The organism is Rhizobium sp. P40RR-XXII (genome assembly GCF_012641405.1).
GTDB lineage: Bacteria > Pseudomonadota > Alphaproteobacteria > Rhizobiales > Rhizobiaceae > Rhizobium.
In genome coordinates, this window is sequence record NZ_JABAII010000023.1 from 58,979 (window position 1) to 75,630 (window position 16,652).

At 58.8% G+C, this 16,652-nt stretch carries 17 protein-coding genes and 1 pseudogene; 10 read left to right on the forward strand and 8 right to left on the reverse strand.

Translation table 11 applies throughout. The annotated features are described in order from the left end of the window. Positions 1-101: 101 nt before the first annotated feature. Positions 102-3,230 carry an efflux RND transporter permease subunit gene (locus HGP16_RS29780; protein ID WP_168843554.1) on the reverse strand — a complete coding sequence of 1,043 codons (3,129 nt, stop codon included), beginning with the start codon at positions 3,228-3,230 and terminating at the stop codon, positions 102-104. Then, positions 3,227-4,348 carry an efflux RND transporter periplasmic adaptor subunit gene (locus tag HGP16_RS29785; RefSeq protein ID WP_168843555.1) on the reverse strand — a complete coding sequence of 374 codons (1,122 nt, stop codon included), beginning with the start codon at positions 4,346-4,348 and terminating at the stop codon, positions 3,227-3,229. Before HGP16_RS29785 ends, HGP16_RS29780 begins: the two co-directional genes overlap by 4 nt. Before the next feature lie 99 nt (positions 4,349-4,447). Between HGP16_RS29785 and HGP16_RS29790 the strand changes: the two genes are divergently transcribed. Both HGP16_RS29790 and fabF read left to right on the forward strand, forming a co-directional pair. Then, complete coding sequence (locus tag HGP16_RS29790) at positions 4,448-5,035, forward strand: TetR/AcrR family transcriptional regulator (RefSeq protein WP_168843556.1); 588 nt, start codon at positions 4,448-4,450, stop codon at positions 5,033-5,035. A 167-nt stretch (positions 5,036-5,202) separates the two neighbouring features. After that, positions 5,203-6,498, forward strand: coding sequence for a beta-ketoacyl-ACP synthase II (fabF, locus tag HGP16_RS29795; protein WP_168843557.1), 1,296 nt, complete (start codon positions 5,203-5,205; stop codon positions 6,496-6,498). A gap of 252 nt (positions 6,499-6,750) precedes the next feature. On the opposite strand, the pseudogene HGP16_RS29800 reads toward fabF, so the two are convergent. Together HGP16_RS29800 and HGP16_RS29805 are read right to left on the reverse strand one after the other, a co-directional pair. Continuing rightward, positions 6,751-7,239 (reverse strand): annotated as a pseudogene (locus tag HGP16_RS29800) (sigma factor-like helix-turn-helix DNA-binding protein); the annotation flags it as partial. A gap of 105 nt (positions 7,240-7,344) precedes the next feature. Then, complete coding sequence (locus HGP16_RS29805) at positions 7,345-8,388, reverse strand: LysR family transcriptional regulator (protein ID WP_246703587.1); 1,044 nt, start codon at positions 8,386-8,388, stop codon at positions 7,345-7,347. 80 nt (positions 8,389-8,468) lie between these two features. Between HGP16_RS29805 and HGP16_RS29810 the strand changes: the two genes are divergently transcribed. Both HGP16_RS29810 and HGP16_RS29815 read left to right on the forward strand, forming a co-directional pair. After that, positions 8,469-9,386 carry an alpha/beta hydrolase gene (locus HGP16_RS29810; protein ID WP_246705636.1) on the forward strand — a complete coding sequence of 306 codons (918 nt, stop codon included), beginning with the start codon at positions 8,469-8,471 and terminating at the stop codon, positions 9,384-9,386. Between the two features lie 73 nt (positions 9,387-9,459). Continuing rightward, positions 9,460-10,122: an epimerase gene (locus tag HGP16_RS29815; RefSeq protein ID WP_168843558.1), complete on the forward strand. Its 663-nt coding sequence runs from the start codon at positions 9,460-9,462 to the stop codon at positions 10,120-10,122. Between the two features lie 27 nt (positions 10,123-10,149). Here HGP16_RS29815 and HGP16_RS29820 read toward each other — a convergent pair whose 3' ends face one another. Further along, the gene (locus tag HGP16_RS29820) at positions 10,150-10,533 is read right to left on the reverse strand and encodes a helix-turn-helix domain-containing protein (RefSeq protein WP_168843559.1); all 384 of its coding nucleotides are present in this window, start codon (positions 10,531-10,533) and stop codon (positions 10,150-10,152) included. 89 nt (positions 10,534-10,622) lie between these two features. Here HGP16_RS29820 and HGP16_RS29825 point away from each other — a divergent pair, with 89 nt between their 5' ends. The 6 genes from HGP16_RS29825 to HGP16_RS29850 all read left to right on the forward strand — a co-directional run bounded on the left by HGP16_RS29825 (position 10,623) and on the right by HGP16_RS29850 (position 14,890). Then, positions 10,623-11,348, forward strand: a complete 726-nt coding sequence (locus tag HGP16_RS29825; RefSeq protein WP_168843560.1) for an SDR family NAD(P)-dependent oxidoreductase — start codon at positions 10,623-10,625, stop codon at positions 11,346-11,348. 145 nt (positions 11,349-11,493) lie between these two features. Beyond that, a complete protein-coding gene (locus HGP16_RS29830; RefSeq protein ID WP_168843561.1) occupies positions 11,494-11,715 on the forward strand; it encodes a hypothetical protein in 222 nt (73 codons plus the stop codon). Between the two features lie 268 nt (positions 11,716-11,983). Then, positions 11,984-12,415, forward strand: coding sequence for a hypothetical protein (locus HGP16_RS29835; protein ID WP_168843562.1), 432 nt, complete (start codon positions 11,984-11,986; stop codon positions 12,413-12,415). A gap of 145 nt (positions 12,416-12,560) precedes the next feature. Then, the gene (locus HGP16_RS29840) at positions 12,561-12,782 is read left to right on the forward strand and encodes a hypothetical protein (protein ID WP_168843561.1); all 222 of its coding nucleotides are present in this window, start codon (positions 12,561-12,563) and stop codon (positions 12,780-12,782) included. A gap of 389 nt (positions 12,783-13,171) precedes the next feature. After that, a complete protein-coding gene (locus HGP16_RS29845; protein WP_168843563.1) occupies positions 13,172-14,209 on the forward strand; it encodes an IS110 family transposase in 1,038 nt (345 codons plus the stop codon). A 417-nt stretch (positions 14,210-14,626) separates the two neighbouring features. Then, positions 14,627-14,890, forward strand: coding sequence for a hypothetical protein (locus tag HGP16_RS29850; RefSeq protein ID WP_168843564.1), 264 nt, complete (start codon positions 14,627-14,629; stop codon positions 14,888-14,890). Between the two features lie 128 nt (positions 14,891-15,018). On the opposite strand, the gene HGP16_RS29855 is transcribed toward HGP16_RS29850, so the two are convergent. From HGP16_RS29855 to HGP16_RS29865, 3 genes are all read right to left on the reverse strand, one after another. Continuing rightward, positions 15,019-15,387: a nuclear transport factor 2 family protein gene (locus HGP16_RS29855; protein ID WP_205927589.1), complete on the reverse strand. Its 369-nt coding sequence runs from the start codon at positions 15,385-15,387 to the stop codon at positions 15,019-15,021. Between the two features lie 119 nt (positions 15,388-15,506). Then, a complete protein-coding gene (locus HGP16_RS29860; RefSeq protein WP_168843565.1) occupies positions 15,507-16,103 on the reverse strand; it encodes a gamma carbonic anhydrase family protein in 597 nt (198 codons plus the stop codon). After that, positions 16,100-16,618: a MarR family winged helix-turn-helix transcriptional regulator gene (locus tag HGP16_RS29865; protein WP_168843566.1), complete on the reverse strand. Its 519-nt coding sequence runs from the start codon at positions 16,616-16,618 to the stop codon at positions 16,100-16,102. Before HGP16_RS29865 ends, HGP16_RS29860 begins: the two co-directional genes overlap by 4 nt. Positions 16,619-16,652 lie beyond the last annotated feature (34 nt).

Consider the following 16,652-nt stretch of genomic DNA (forward strand, 5'->3'; position numbering starts at 1 on the left):
CCCTGGTTTGATCAATAAAAACGTTCGCCACGGCATTGCCGGGGTGGAGGCGGGCTCCTGTTCCATTGCAAAAGCCCGCGATCACTGGCCAACTCTGCGCATCACTCCGCCGCGAGATGGATGTTGGGTTCCAAGTCACTCCCCACCTGGGAGGGGGCTTGCTCCTGGTGCTTCGCGTTGTCCTCGGTCGGTTTGATCCGGAACCATGCCGCATAGAGCGCCGGCAGGAACAGCAGGATCATCAGTGTGCCGACGGCTGTACCGCCGATCAGCGTGTAGGCCATCGACCCCCAGAAGACCGAGTGGGTCAGCGGGATGAACGCGAGGACTGCGGCAAGTGCAGTCAAGATGACCGGACGCGTTCTTTGCACCGTGGCTTCGATGACCGCGTGATAGTCGTCGAGACCAGCTGCCTTGTTCTCCTTGATCTGCTCGGTCAGGATCAAAGTATTGCGCATAAGGATTCCCGCCAGCCCGATCAATCCGAGAATGGCGTTGAAGCCGAACGGCTGATGGAAGAGGAGCAGCACCGGAACCACGCCCGCAAGGCCCAGCGGTCCCGTCAGCATGACCATGGTCATGGTCGACAGGCTGCGGACCTGCAGGACAATGACGATCAGCATAGCGGCAATCATCGCCGGGAAGATCTGGACGAGGGCGACGTTAGCCTTCAAGGACTCCTCGATGTTTCCTCCCATCTCGATACGGTAGCCGGCTGGAAGCGACGCGATCAGCGGCTGAAGCGCCTTCAGAATCTGCTGCGAAACTTCCGGAGGCTGCGTTGCCTCGTTGATGTCGGAGCGGACGGTAATGACAGGCGTTCGATCGCGTCTTTTCAGGATTGGTTCTTCAAACCGAATTTCCGAGTGCCCGATCTGATCGAGCGGAACCTGCCGGCCACCGCGGCTCATCAGCGAGAAGTCTGCGAGTCTAGAAGGATCGAGGCGGCTTTCACCGGCGCTGCGGGCGATGACAGGCACGGTACGAATATTCTCGCGAACCTGCGTGATCGGAATTCCGCTCAGCAACAATTGCAACTGCTGGGCCGCCTCCGCCGACGAGAGACCGATCAGATTGAGCCGATCCTGGTCTGGGACGAAGCGCAGCACAGGTGTGCGGTTGCCCCAGTCGCGGTTTGCCTGGCGGACATCCGGTACAGTCTTCATGATTTCCAAAGCCTTTTCGGAAATCTGGTACAGTTGCTGAGGATCCGGACCCATAACACGGAATTCGACAGGAAACGGCGTGTAAGGGCCGAATACGAGCTGCGTGACGCGGACATAGGCTTCGGGAGCGAGGCCATCCGACACAGCGCTCCGGAGACGTTGCTTCAGGGCTTCGCGGGCTTCGGCATCAGGTGTCAGCACGACGATCTTGGCGAAGGAAGGATCCGGCAATTCCGGCGCCATGGCGAAGAAGAAGCGAGGAGCGCCCTGCCCCACATAGCTCGTGACAGTCTTTGCCTCCGGCTGCTTCTGCAGCCATCCCTCAAGCTTCTCAACCGTCGCCGTCGTCGTCTCAATGCTGGTGCCCTCGGGCAAGCGGACCTCGACCAGTACTTCGGGGCGGTCCGACGTCGGGAAGAACTGCTGCTTGACGGCGCCCATACCAACGACGGACACACCCATGGTGATGCCGACCACCGCACAGGTGACGAACTTGTGCCGCACGGCAAACTCGATCATTCCCCGAAGGCGGCGATAATTTGGCGTGTCGTAGATCGCGTGATGGCCACCGTCGACCGGCTTGATCGCCGGCAGCATCTTGACGCCAAGATAGGGCGTGAAGACCACGGCGACGATCCAGGAGACGATGAGGGCAAAACCCACGACCCAGAAGATGTTGCCGGCATATTCGCCGGCGGTCGAGCGCGCGAAGCCGACCGGCATCAGCCCGATGATCGTCACGAGCGTGCCGGACAGCATGGGCGCGGCCGTATGACTCCAGGCATAGGCGGCCGCCTTGATGCGATCCATCCCCTCTTCCATCTTCACAACCATCACCTCGATGGCGATGATGGCGTCGTCGACCAGAAGGCCGAGTGCGAGAATAAGGGCGCCAAGCGTGATGCGATCGAAGAACCGCCCAGTCTCCAGCATGATGAGGAAGACGACGGCAAGCGTCAGCGGAACGGCAAGGGCAACGACGATGCCGACGCGCCACCCGAGGCTGATAAGGCTCACGAACAGCACGACGCCAAGCGCCATGGCGAATTTCAGCATGAACTCGCCGACGGCTTCCTGGATGTTGACGGCCTGGTCACTGACCTTCGCGAGCGTCATGCCGAGCGGCAAGATCTGTGCGATCGCATCGGATCTTGCTTCCAGTGCCTTGCCGAGTTCCAGACCGTTCCAGCCCTGCTGCATCACCACTCCAAGCATAATGGCCGGTTCGCCATTGTGACGGATGAGATAGGTGGCCGGATCTTCATAGCCGCGGCGAATCTCTGCAAAATCCGAGAGCTTCAGCGTGCGCCCGCCTGCGACGATGGGCGTGTCGGCGATCGCCTGTATGCTGTCGTAAGCGCCATCGAAGCGGATGAAAACCTGTGGGCCGCGCGTGTCAATCGATCCCGCTGGCGTCACGGTATTCTGCCGCTGCAACGCGGCAGCTATGTCCTGCGCAGAAATGCCAAGGGTAGCCAGTTTGGCAAAGGAGAATTCAACGAAGATCTGCTCGGGGCGCTCTCCGAGAATGTTGATCTTCTTGACGCCGGGCACATGCAGAAGGTCCTGGCGGATCACCTCTGCCTGACGCACAAGGTCGCGCATCGGCATGCCCTTCGCCTTCAGCGCATAAAGACCGAAGCTGACATCGGAATACTCGTCATTGACAAAAGGACCAAGAACGCCTTGCGGCAGGTTTCGCGCCTCGTCTCCAAGCTTCTTTCGTGCCTGATAGAACTCCTCCTCCACCGCTGTGGGCGGTGTACTGTCCTTCAGCGTGACGGTCAGAAAAGCGTATCCCGGTCGCGTGGTCGTCTCGACGCGGTCATACCATGTCAGTTCCTGGAGGCGCTTCTCAAGAGGCTCGGCGACAAGATCCTGCATCTCGCGCGCTGTCGCGCCTGGCCACACGGCTGTCACGGTCAGCGTCTTGATGGTAAACGAGGGATCCTCCGCCCGTCCGAGCTTGGCGAAGGCATAGACGCCGGCGGCGGCAAGCAGAATGATGAAGAACAGCGTAACGGCTCTCTCGCGAACCGCAAGCGCGGATAGATTGAAGCTCATTGATTGGTCGCCTCTGCTTGTTCTGTCGTGGTCCGGACGCTGGCGCCGTCCTGCAGGAGATGCGCTCCGAGCGCGACGATCGGCTCGCCCGCCTTGAGGCTCGAAACCACCGCGACCTCCTCACCCATCTTCTCGATCTTTACTTGCCGGAAGTGGACAGTCGACGTTTTTTGGTCAAAGACCCACACTCCAGTTCGGCTGCCGTCGTCAAAGACAGCACCGACTGGCACCACCGCATGCGCCAGACCGGTATCGTTGGAGATTTTGATGGTGACTGTCGCGCCGAGTGGGGCCGAGGCTGCGGTGCCATCCAGAACCCAGCGTGCTTCATAGGTGCGGGTTTGCGGGTCGGCGGCATCCGAGATCTGCCGGAGCCGCGCCTTGTCTTGCCGGCTCTCGCTTCCATAGATGCTCGCCTCGGCCTCGTCCCCAATCTGCGGCCGAGTGGATTCCGGTAGCCAGACCAGTGCCTCACGAGGCCCGGCCTGGGCGAGCCGGATGACTGTCTGCCCAGCCGCGACAACTTGGCCCGGCTCCCCAAGTGTTTCGACGACAGTGCCATCGGTATCAGCCATCAGCAGTGAGTAAGTCGCCGCGTTTTCGGCGACCCTCGCATCGGCTTCCGCCGCCGCGAGTTGCGCGGTTGCCGTGTCCAACGCAGCCTTTGCTTGCTCGTAACGCTGCGGAGAAGCGGCCGCCAACCCGTTTTTCACCAAGGCGGCGTAGCGTCTCTCGTCAGCTTGCGCCTGGGTCCGGACGGCTTGAGCCGCCGCGACCGCGTTGCGTTTGGCGGCAAGCGCCAGATTAAGATCGGTCTCGTCAATGCGCATCAAGGGCTGACCCGCCTTGACCTGCTGGCCGACGTCAACGTAGCGCTCAATGATCTTGCCGGGCACCCGAAATCCCAGATTACTTTGCACGCGAGCGGCAATGGTACCGGTGAAGGTGCGCACAGTGGTATCCGGCCTCTTTGCATCCACCACACTGACGAGCGGCGGCACGACGCGGGGGTCTGCGGCTTGCGCTCTTCCTTCCGAAGATTCGGCAAGGAGAACGAATGCCGTGGCGCCAGCGGCCACCAATATGCCCACGGAGGCGAGGAGAATTTTGCGGTTCATGTCATTTGACCCTTGTTGACGGGTGCAGTGATTAATTTAGATTGCGATCTAACTCTAAATGTGTTATAGATGTCAAGTGAAATCTAAATGGAGATCGATATGAGAGTCAGTCGGGCTCAGGCAGAGGCAAATCGCGAAGCGGTGATCGACGCGGCAAGCCGGCTCTTCCGAGAGCATGGATTCGATGGGATCGGGCTGAAGGACCTAATGAAGGGCGCCGGCCTCACGCAGGGTGCGTTCTACAAGCAGTTCGCGTCGAAGGACGATCTTGCCGCGCTTGCATCAAGGCGCGCGCTGGAAAGCGCCACGAGACGATGGTCAACCGCAGCCGCAGACGCCTCCGATCCCCTGGAAGCTGTCATGGCATTCTATCTCTCCAAGGATCACAGAGGAGAGAAGGCGGAAGGTTGCCCCCTGGTGGCGCTCGGAGCGGATGCGGCTCGGCAAAGCGAAGACGTCAGGCGTCCATTTGAGGATGGTATTCGCGCTCACTTCGAGGTGCTGGATGAACTGATGGGTGACGCCAACAGCGCAAGTCCAAGCGACAAGGCGATGGCGATACTGTCTCTGATGGTGGGGTCCGTCATGCTATCCCGCATCATCGATGACGAGAGCCTGTCGCAAGGTGTGCTCGACGCAGCCAGTGGCGAAGTCAGGCGCATTGCGCATCGCGACGATGTTGCCTGAGAGCCATGTCGGGCTCCAGGCCCCCGACGCCGACATGGGCCGAGATGTGGCTGCCGCTTGATTAGGTCTTTGAGTAAGCTGCATGTTTGGAGAGCAGGCCCTGACCCATTGTCGGTCGGGACGCCGATTGCAAGCCAATTTTTAATGCGAAGACAGGTGGAAAGCAGATGCGTCGCATCGTTGTCACAGGTATGGGAGCTGTCAGCCCCCTTGGAGCAAATGTCGATATTTCCTGGTCGCGCCTTCTCGCGGGCCAAAGCGGTATTCGGCGACTGGATAACGATGTGGTCGGGGACCTGCCCGCGAAAGTAGGAGGCGTGGTCCCCTCACTGGACGAAGACCCTGAAGGAGGCTTCGATCCGGATACGATCATGCCGCCAAAGGATCAACGCAAGGTCGACCGGTTCATCATTTTCGCGCTGGCAGCCGCAGAAGAGGCGCTAACGCAAGCGAACTGGAAGCCGGCGTCGAATGAAGACAAGCTCAGAACAGCGACGATCATCGCGTCCGGCATCGGTGGCTTCCCTGCAATAACCGAGGCCGTCCGCACCGTCGATCAACGCGGGGTGCGCCGCCTCTCGCCCTTCACGATTCCGTCCTTCCTCGTCAATCTCGCAGCCGGGCAAGTCTCAATCCGCCATGGCTTCAAAGGCCCTCTCGGCGCCCCCGTGACGGCGTGCGCAGCTGGCGTTCAGGCCATCGGTGATGCGGCCCGGCTCATTCGATCCAATGAGGCCGACATTGCCATCTGCGGCGGAACCGAGGCCTGCATAAACATCGTCAGCCTTGGCGGCTTCGCCGCGGCAAGATCGCTGTCAACCGGCTTCAACGAAACGCCGAGCAAGGCGTCGCGTCCCTTCGACACCTCGCGCGACGGCTTCGTCATGGGCGAAGGAGCGGGCATACTCGTGATCGAAGCACTGAGCCACGCTCTTGCTCGCGGTGCCACCCCGATTGCCGAACTCGTCGGATACGGCACGACAGCCGACGCCCACCACATCACCTCCGGTCCCGAAGACGGAAGCGGAGCGCGCAGAGCAATGGAGCTTGCCATCGCGCAAGCCGGCGTCGCCCCTCATGACGTGCGTCATCTGAACGCGCACGCCACCTCGACACCGGTGGGAGATCTTGGAGAAATTAGAGCTATCAAGGGTCTATTTGGCGACGGAAAGTCTATCGCCGTCAGTGGAACGAAGTCGGCAACAGGACACCTGCTCGGCGCGGCCGGAGGGATGGAAGCCATCTTCACCATTTTGGCTCTCAAGGGCCAGGTGGCGCCACCGACCCTGAATTTGAGTATTCCAGACCCGGAGGCGGCCGGAATCGATTTCGTCGCAAATGAAGCACGCCGCATCGACGCCGAATACGCGATATCCAACGGCTTCGGTTTTGGCGGCGTTAACGCCAGCGCACTTTTTCGGCGCTGGCCGACGGAAGGTCGCCGGACGTCGTTCATTGGCTGATGGTTCATCACGACCTTAGCGGCATCATGAGACCATTATATTTGCCCCAAGAGCTGACCTTCCATGAAACCAACGGAGGTTACTATCCAGAACATAACGCACCTCAAGCCAAGGATCGCCATCGTTAGCGGCGGTGGCGGCGGAGGTAGTGCTGTCAACAATATGATCACACAGAATCTGGCGGGGGTCGAATTCATCGTTGCAAACACCGATGCCCAGGCTCTGTCGATGTCAAGGGCACGGCGGCTTGTCCAGCTTGGCCTGTCTCGTCTTGCCGGACAGCCGATCAACGATGACGGTGACCGTGTCGCCGGCGTAGTCGACGAACAGCTTGTCGCCGGCCGCATGATCCTGCCGCATCGTCACCGGCAGCTTCAGCGCCCAGCCGCGGTAAAGGTCACAGTATCGACTATAGCGATATCCATCGGGATGACGGCTGATGTATTCGTCCCAGAGGATCTGCAACGTCACATGCTTGCGCTTCAGCTCGCGATGGACGTGTGCCCAGTCCGGCTCAGGGGCGCGACGATGCCCCGTCTTCGTCCCGGCCGCTTTATAAAGCGCCGCCTCCAGCACTGAATCGCTGACGTCGTCACCCAGAGGCCACGACAGCCCGGCTACCGCCGCACGCCGTAGCGTCTCGCGCACCGTCGAGGGCGCAGTTCCAACCCGCACCGCAATCGACTTGTGCCCAAGTCCTTGCTCAAAGCGATATCTCAATATCTCGCGGACACGCCGCATCTCCAATCTCTCCGCAGGCATCCCGTTCGTTCCTCATCAAAGTCGAAGGAAGAAACTTCACACCAGCAGAACACCCACGCCAGATGCCGTCCAACGGGGGCGACATCATTTCGGAATCAGGGGGCGGATTACCTCGGAATTTGCAGACTGTTGCTTCGCGGCCCAGAAATCAAGGAACGCGCGTAGTTTAGGCAGGAGTGTGGCTTGCTTTGGGAAATACATGAAAAAGCCGGGAATTGTTGGCATGAACCGCTCGAGGCACGGTTCAAGCAATCCTTGCCTGACCAAGGGTTCGACGACCGAGGCGACAGTGTAGGTAAGCCCCACGCCGGAGGCTGCCGCCGACACGCATAGTAGTGCACCATTGACGGTCAGAGGCCCCTTTACAGCGATCTCAAACACTCGAGGCTTTTTATTGCGGCCGGGTTCCATGAAGGACCAGCGATAAAGCCCACCGCTGGTCTGCCGGATATTGATGCACGCATGTCCAGTCAAATCTTCCGGCCGTTGCGGTTTATTGCGGCGGGCGAAGTAGGAGGGCGCGCCGACAACAGTGAGAGCAACGGGCGGTGTTAGCCGCACGGCGACCATGTCCTGCTGGATCATCTCGCCGATGCGTATCCCGGCATCATATCTCTCTGCAACGATATCGACGAAACGATCCTCAACCGTTAGCTCCAGCTCGATCTCCGGATAAGTTTCCGCGAACTCCGCAAGGATTGGTTCCAGGAGAGGCTGGGCTACGAACGGAAGGTTCAAACGCAACAATCCCGTCGGACGTGACCCGGTGGTCTGCGCGGCTTCGAAAGCGGCGTCGACCTGCTCAACGCTGACGCGGGCATGTTCAAGAAACAGCATGCCTGCCTCCGTGAGACCGACCGCGCGGGTGGTGCGGGTAAACAAGGGGGTGCCGACACGCGCTTCGAGTTGCTTGATTGTCCATGAGATCCCAGCCGTTGTTATACCGAGCTCCTTGGCTGCTGCGGTGAAGCTTCGCCTCTCTGCCACGCGGGTAAAGGCAAGGATTCCGTCGAGAAGGTCAGCGTGCATTGTCAAGCCTGACTTGAAAGGCAGTGAAAATATGAGCGTATTGTCAATGAAACTATCGTGGTGGAAAATGAAAAACAAGATCAACGCTGGAGAGATCATTGGCACGCTTAGCAATAACCCGTCGAGACCTGGGCATTCTTGTGGGCGTTCTGGCGATGCTCTCCCCCATAGGAGTGGCTATGTCACAGACCCTGAACGCACCCAACGGCGCAAAACCCCTGACCGTGAGTTTCTCAAGCGGCGATGGCTACGTTGTCGGCCAACTATACCTCCCGGAAGGTTATGACTACACCAAGCGCTACCCCGCCGTGGCGATCGGTGGCTCGTTCAACTCCGTCAAGGAACAGATGGGTGGCATATACCGCGCAGAGATGGCCCGACGTGGCATCATGGCGCTCGCCATCGACTATCGCAACTACGGCCAGAGCAGCGGTATCATGCGCCAATATGAGGATGCCGACAGCAAGGCCGATGATCTTCTTGCCGCTCTCGCTTACCTGAAGAAACGCACCGACGTTTCGGGCACTGGTCTGCTTGGGATCTGCTCCTCGGCTGGCTCGGTACTTTATGCAGCATCCAAGGACCCGAGTGTTGGTGCGGTGGCAACGGTTGCAGGGTCCTTTTTCGAACCGTCCATCACATCGATGATCTATGGCGCCGATGACGGTGTCGCCAAGAAGAAGGAAGCTGGTCGCAAGGCCCGCGAGCGCTTCGAGAAGATCGGCGAACTCGAATTCATTCCGGCCTATCACTACACCGATCAAGCTGCCGCCAATGTTGGTCCCATGGACTATTACATGGACCCAAGCCGTGGCGGAGTGCCTGAATGGCGCAATGCGATGGCCGTAATGTCGTGGGCCAACGTTCTGGATTTCAACTCGGTCGAGAAAGCATCGAGTGTGAAGTCACCGACGCTCATCGTACACTCTGACGGTTCTGCGTTTCCGGATCAGGCGCGAAAAGTCTACGATCAACTGGCGGGACCGAAGGACTTATATTGGGCCACGGGAAATCATTTCGACTTCTACGATCAGGCTCCGCAGGTGACGGATGCGGCCGACCACGTGGCCGAGCACTTCATGGCAACCTTGAAGTAAATGCCATCTGCATTCGATGTCTGGCGCGCACGTCGCGCCGGACATTCTCTTCCTTTGGAAGGAGAGGCTTAACATGAAGGTGACGATCTTTGGCGCTACCGGATTGATCGGTCAGGGTGTTCTGCGAGAATGCCTCGGTGCCGGAGACGTCGAACAGATCCTGTCCGTAAGCCGGACGTCGACCGGAGAGATGAACCCTCGTTTGAGGGAATTGCTCTTATCCGACCTCTTCACGCTTGCCGAATATGAAGATCAACTCAGCGGGTACGATGCCTGCTTTTTCTCATTGGGGGTTTCGTCGGTCGGTATGGATGAAGCGACCTACACCCGTTTGACCTTCGACCTCACACTGTCCATCGCCACCCTGCTGGCATCCCTCAATCCGCAGATGACCTTCATCTACGTCTCCGGCGTGGGAACCGACGCCAGCGGGCGGAGCATGTGGGCGCGCGTCAAGGGGCGCACCGAAAACGCCCTTGCGAAACTGCCGTTCAAGACTATCCATCTGTTCAGACCGGCAGGCGTTCTTCCGGTCCACGGCGAGCGATCGAAGGTCGCGCATTATAACTGGCTGTATGATGCCACGGGCTGGTTCTTCCGGCCGTTGCGCGGCCTGATGAACGGCTACGTCGTGACAACTGAGGAAATCGGTACCGCGATGCTCAACGTCGCCCGCATGGGCTGGAAGACAACCGTCCTAGAACCCGCCGATATCCGCAAGTCCGCGCTGTCCTAAACTGCCTGACAGCCCATCATTCCCGGCTCATGCCGGCGTGCCGGCATCGTGTGCGGCACGGTTGGCTTCGATTTCGGGTAAATGCGCAATGACCCAGGTCGCCATCTGCATCATGGGCGCAGCGATCGAGTGCCCGAGGGGCGTCAGGCTGTATTCGACCTGCGGCGGAATCGTCGGGTAGACCTTACGGGTGATCAGACCGTCACGCTCCAGGAACCTGAGCGACCGCGTCAGCATCTGTTGGGAAATCCCGCCGATCATGCGTTTCAGCTCGTTGAAGCGGCGCGGCTTCTCCATCAGCATCGAAATCGCAAGGATCGTCCACTTGTCGCCGATGCGGCCCAGCATCTCGTTGACGCGGGCGCAGGCCGGGTGTGTTCCGGGTTTTTCGAGAGGGGGAGGCATATCCATATGACCAGGTCCTAAATTTATGCCTTCTTGCGAAGGTAGGGGTCACAATACCATACTTAGTCAGTGAAACATACCGGAAGGTACGAACTATGACTGACAAGAAAACCATTGCTATCTTTGGCGCTGGAAGTGGCCTCGGCGCTTCTCTGGCGGAAAAATTCGGTCGGGAAGGATACAAGGTCGCGCTCGTTGCAAGAAACGCGGCGACACTGGACGACCGGGTCGCTCAACTCGCGAAGTCCGGCATCGAGGCCGTGAGTTTCCCGGCGGACCTCACATCCATCGAAGCGCTTGCACCGCTGGTTCGATCCATCGAGCAGCGAATGGGATCTATCGACGTAGCCGTCTATGCACCCTTCTCGAGAGAGTCGAACTTTGTCCCGGCGGCGGATGTCGATGCCGCCAAGCTGCAGTCGCTGGTGACGCTGTTCACCTTCGCGCCGGTCGAACTGGTTCATGCCGTTCTGCCGAACATGGTGGCGCGCGGAGATGGCGCTGTGGTCGTCGTCGGAGGCCTGTCTGCCGTCGTCCCGATCCCGAACATGAGTGGTATGGGGCCGTTGATGGCGGCCACGCGGAACTACATGATGACCCTCAACGCGGAGGTTGCCGACAAGGGTGTCTATGCCGGAACCATGCATGTCGGCGCGCTGATCAATAACTCGACCGGAAAGCGGGCGATGGACGATGCGGGTATTCCGATTAGCGATAGCTATCCCATGATCGAACCCGAGGAACTCGCACAGGTCGTCTGGGACCTGATCACCAAGCGTGATCAGGTGGACATCGTGGTGCCGCCGCTTCAGCAGGCCTGACAGCCGCCACCCGGCAAACGCGCTGTTGCCAGAACCGCGTGGCAGCAGCGCCTCTCTTTTAAACCTCCGCTTCCATTGGACCCTATCATGACTCAAGACGATGTGACCGGTTACGCGGCCGCTCCTGCGCATCAGCCTCGGCATCATGTATCTCGCCCACGGCGTTCTCCTGAAGCTGCTGACCTTCGGGCTTCCTGGCGTCGTCGGATTTTTCGAAAGCCTCGGTCTCCCCGGCTGGCCGTTCAATGCGCCGAATGGTGGTTGGGAATACCCCGCCTACCTGATCGTCCTTTCGATCGCGCAATTCTTGCTTGGTGATGGTCGCTTCGCAATGCGTCCGTCTTCACTGACCATCGCGCATCGCTAGGTAGAAGGTAGCGCCCTTACTGGCGCGCCCAGGCAATACCATCACGCCGGGCTTGCCGGCAGTTGTCGCGGGAGCGCCTCTTTTGAAGACTGGCCAGCTCGTCGACGGTCCATGGCCTGGCTTTCAAAGCGGCTCCCTGCCCGCATGACCTCCATTTGGGATGGGGTGGTTACATACCGAAAACGACCTATTTCCAGACGACAAAAAAGTCAGACACATACTACCTAATCCGGGCGGCTCCTGTCTGGAGAAAATGTGCGAAAATCAAATGTCCGGAACTCGCTGTGACTTCGTGGCGGTTCTCGCCTTGATGTTCACCTTCGCGCCGGTCGAACTGGTTCATGCCGTTCTGCCGAACATGGTGGCGCGCGGAGATGGCGCTGTGGTCGTCGTCGGAGGCCTGTCTGCCGTCGTCCCGATCCCGAACATGAGTGGTATGGGGCCGTTGATGGCGGCCACGCGGAACTACATGATGACCCTCAACGCGGAGGTTGCCGACAAGGGTGTCTATGCCGGAACCATGCATGTCGGCGCGCTGATCAATAACTCGACCGGAAAGCGGGCGATGGACGATGCGGGTATTCCGATTAGCGATAGCTATCCCATGATCGAACCCGAGGAACTCGCACAGGTCGTCTGGGACCTGATCACCAAGCGTGATCAGGTGGACATCGTGGTGCCGCCGCTTCAGCAGGCCTGACAGCCGCCACCCGGCAAACGCGCTGTTGCCAGAACCGCGTGGCAGCAGCGCCTCTCTTTTAAACCTCCGCTTCCATTGGACCCTATCATGACTCAAGACGATGTGACCGGTTACGCGGCCGCTCCTGCGCATCAGCCTCGGCATCATGTATCTCGCCCACGGCGTTCTCCTGAAGCTGCTGACCTTCGGGCTTCCTGGCGTCGTCGGATTTTTCGAAAGCCTCGGTCTCCCCGGCTGGCCGTTCAATGCGCCGAATGGTGGTTGGGAATACCCCGCCTACCTGATCGTCCTTTCGATCGCGCAATTCTTGCTTGGTGATGGTCGCTTCGCAATGCGTCCGTCTTCACTGACCATCGCGCATCGCTAGGTAGAAGGTAGCGCCCTTACTGGCGCGCCCAGGCAATACCATCACGCCGGGCTTGCCGGCAGTTGTCGCGGGAGCGCCTCTTTTGAAGACTGGCCAGCTCGTCGACGGTCCATGGCCTGGCTTTCAAAGCGGCTCCCTGCCCGCATGACCTCCATTTGGGATGGGGTGGTTACATACCGAAAACGACCTATTTCCAGACGACAAAAAAGTCAGACACATACTACCTAATCCGGGCGGCTCCTGTCTGGAGAAAATGTGCGAAAATCAAATGTCCGGAACTCGCTGTGACTTCGTGGCGGTTCTCGCCTTGATGTTGGAGTGGACGGCCCCTGAACGGCATCGAAATGTGCCAGAATGAGCTGTTAAGATCTCAATCGAAGGGGCCGCCCATGGACAAGATTATTCGTATTGGCATGGATACGTCAAAACATGTTTTTCAGTTGCATGGCGTGAATGCTGGAGAGAAGCCGGTCTTGCGTAAGAAAATGCGACGAAAGGAGATGATCGATTTCTTCACGACCTGCCCGCCAACTTTGGTCGCGATCGAAGCCTGTGGTGGTTCGCATCATTGGGCACGGCTGCTCACCTCATTCGGGCATGAGGTAAAAATGATCGCGCCACAACTTGCTAAGCCCTACGTCAAACGGAACAAGAACGACGCGGCCGATGCCGAAGGGCTCTGCGAGGCACTGAGCCGCCCAACGATGCGGTTTGTTCCGGTTAAGACAGCTGATGAACAAGCGGCACTCATGCTGATCAGCGTCCGTACCCGCCTCATAGCCAACCGCACCCAACTCGCCAACGCAATCCGGGGCTACGCCAATGAGTTTGGTGTCTCCGCAGCCAAGGGGTTGGCACATATCCCTCTGCTGCTTGAAAGAATACAAGCCGACGGGACTGTGCCAGAGCTTGCACAGGAATTGTTCATGAGCCAGGCTGAGGAATATGCTCAACTGGAAATGAAGATTGCGGATGTGGAGGCCAAGGTAAAGGCATGGCAGCGTAACGACGAACGCAGCATACGTCTCAACACCATTCCCGGCATTGGCCCAATCGGTTCGGCTCTTTTGATAATGAAGACACCTGCTCCGGAACTCTTCAAATCTGGTCGCCAGTTCGCAGCCTGGATAGGGTTGACGCCAAAGGATCATTCGACCGGCGGCAAGCTGCGGCTCGGCGGTATCACGCGAGCCGGCGATGAAGCTCTGCGGGCTGTCTTGGTGGCTGGAGCAACCGCTGTCATTCATCACGCCCGGCGATCTGGCAAGGCTTCTCGATGGTTGGCGGAACTGCTCAGGCGCAAACCGCCTAAACTGGCAGCTGTCGCACTAGCTAACAAGATGGCGCGCATGGCCTGGAAGCTCATGGTCTCCGGAGAGACATACAGCGCACAATCAGGACCAGCCTTGACGGGATGCGCCGCATGAAGATTGGGAAGCAAGAACTCGAAACAACCTGATCTTCACCACGCGTTGGTGATATACAACTTGCAAGATAATAGCAGATGGTGTGATCGATCGATCCGGGACACAGGATACCCCGGGAATCCCATTGGCCTCTCAAGGCCGCCTTGATGTTTGGGACCTGTGTTGCGGAAACCATCTTGGCCAGCGTTCATGTGCGAACGCACCAACAGGCCGGACATATGGACGCAAGCGATCAGATCAAATTATCTCAAATATCTTGCGAGTCGGGGGCCGTCCACATATGGGATGCGAACCGTCGGCCCAGTAATTCAAACAACCCGTAAACTCGCTAAGCCTTCGAGAATATTACGCTTTAGATCAGGCTAGGTGATGGAACTCGGGCTGATCCGAGCACAGGAGCGATCGGATTTCAAAATCATGACGTTCGACAGCCTTGCCGAAGACCTCGAGCACAAGGACGAGTTGATGCTGGGCATTCGGCGAAACGAATACATCGACCTGATCAATGAGGTCTGCGACGACTTAGCGTTCCGGTGGCTGGAGTCCACTAAAATCCGCGTGACCGAGGCGCACCGCGAGAAGATAAGGGGCGTGACGCCTGCGTTCGCCAATAAGAACACGGGCTTTGCCGATCGTGTTCTGATCCGGAACGAATCCGAGAAAATCGAGTTGGCGGAGTAGTCTGTCGCAATACCCGACCCCGGGGCCTCCAATGTCGAACATTCTGCCGATGCCAGTGGCATTACTCATGGGGAACAGACGGCCAAAGGCTGCTGTCGGCCGATGCGGACCTCTATGGTCCACAAAAGTCAGGCGATGGGCAAATACATTCGGGGCTCGCTCGTCTTAAACCACGCTTTTGCGATCTTGCGGTCTTCGATCTCGTAGATGCAAACCACGTCGATCTCCCCCTTTCCTTGGGGAAAGGTTCGCGTGACCGTTTCGTGGTCGATCACTACATTTCCAACAACGATGCGTGTGAGCAAGTTACCGTACAAATCAGGCTCTTTAAACCGCTCAACGTGACGCGCCCTGATGTCCGCAGCGCCTCCCGCCAGCAGGGTGGATGGGAAAGCGTAATACTGGCAATCGTCTGCCCACCAAGGCATGAACGCATCAATGTCGCGTGCATTGTAAGCCTCAAGCTGTTTTTGAACCGGCAGGACAACGTCATCCAAAATTGTGATCCTCTACAAGGTTGCGAAATTCGCTCATCATGGCGATCTGTCGACAATTCCCCATTTACAGCTGTAGTGCCCCCCGAATATTGCGAATAGCCGATAGGCGTCCCGACATCTTAACTGTTTTCCGCTTTGTGCACCCCAAGAGCGCCAGACAAGCGCGCCGTGATGCTTTTCATTACGTTAGGGTGTGTTCTATCAACCCCGTAGACGAAGCCCGGAAAATCGAGAGGCTGCTGGAGTGACCAGATAGCTTCGTGCTGATCGGGTGGCAGAATTTGTGCTGGCTCGCCGACCGCAATCCAGCCGATTGGCACGGTCGAGCCCGGTTCGAGGCGCGTGCGTAAGTGAACGGTTCCATTAATGCGGACTTCCGAGCCCCGTCCGATTTCAGCACCGTGAAACACCGCAGCCCCCGTGGCGATGAAAACTTCATCACGGATCTGCGCGCCGACCACATGGCTATTGGGGCCAATTACGCAGTGATCGCCTAGCGTGCAGTCATGGCGTCCTGTCGCCCGGATTACCGCATTTTCGAGCACAATGCAGTACCGGCCGATGCGGATGGAAGCACCACCCTCAGCTACTAGGCGAGCCCCATGCATGATTCTGCTGCCCGCGCCGATGGCGACGTCACCGCACACCGTCGCGTCCTGTGCGATCCAGGCATCGGGATCGATCGATGGTGAATGGTCGTCGTAGGAGGTAATCATGGCGTGTTCTTTCCTGCCTCGATTGCGGCTGCTCGGCAGCCAATTGGACAAATTTCGGGACCACAAAGATTGTGTTCACAAAGACGGCATGTCGTTCGCGCAAAGGCGCGCGATGTCGTGGCGCCCGACAGCACCACATCCAACAGTGATGTGAAGGCCTGCCGCTCGTCCGGTTGCAATGAGCCCAGCAACCCGTCGAGCGCAGCAAGCCTACGCGCTTGCAGGGCTTTCGCTTCGGCCTGGCCTTCTTCCGTCAGTCTCAAGGGCGTGACCCGCCCCTCAGGCAAGCCACGCTCGATAAGCGCCTGTCGTTCCAATCCATCGATTAGTCGCACGGCGGTAGGCTGGCTGATGCCGATGATTGCGGCAAGCTTGCTTGTCGTCAGCCCCGGCTTGAAATGCAGCATCGACAGGACGGACGCAGCGCTGGGCGAGAACTCGCCGAGCGCTGCGTCCGTCCTGTCGCGGATTAGGGTGCCCAGCGCACCAAGCTTATTTGCGTTCAACAATTGCATAGGCTATGCATGTATCGAATCCGGCATCGGATTG